Origin of the sequence: Polaromonas sp. UBA4122 (assembly GCA_002381615.1) — a bacterium.
Taxonomy (GTDB): domain Bacteria; phylum Pseudomonadota; class Gammaproteobacteria; order Burkholderiales; family Burkholderiaceae_C; genus Polaromonas.
On sequence record DFWY01000063.1, the window covers coordinates 15501 to 15818 of the forward strand.

Genomic DNA, 318 nt, shown 5'->3' on the forward strand with positions numbered 1-318 from the left:
CACAGGAAAGCGCCGCCTTTTCATGGCGCACGCCCTGAGCGACCAGTCGGCTTAATGAAAAGCTGCCGTTCAAGTTGCGCAAGCCTAGGCTTCTGCCCTCAGAACCGGCAGCAGCCCAACGCTCAGAGTGGATGCTCGAAGCCACGTTCGCTTTATTGGCTTTTCTGTCTGGCATTTGGCTGACGCTCGGCGCGCATCTCATCATTCGCTTGAGCAAAGTCACCTTGCGCACATCGTATCCGGGGCCGTGAGTTGCTCGCGAACAAGGGCGAGGAACCGCGCGCCGACCCCGCCGTCAATGACACGATGGTCGTAGAC

The 318-nt window shown here is 59.4% G+C and carries 2 protein-coding genes; both read right to left on the bottom strand.

Features of this window, described 5'->3' with window-relative positions:
• Positions 1–232 (bottom strand): hypothetical protein (locus B3F77_RS08090; RefSeq protein ID WP_293604464.1); only part of this gene is annotated, 232 nt, incomplete at its 3' end.
• Positions 220–300: a hypothetical protein gene (locus B3F77_RS20950; RefSeq protein WP_414702978.1), complete on the bottom strand. Its 81-nt coding sequence runs from the start codon at positions 298–300 to the stop codon at positions 220–222. The genes B3F77_RS08090 and B3F77_RS20950, both read right to left, overlap by 13 nt.
• Between the last annotated feature and the right edge of the window lie 18 nt (positions 301–318).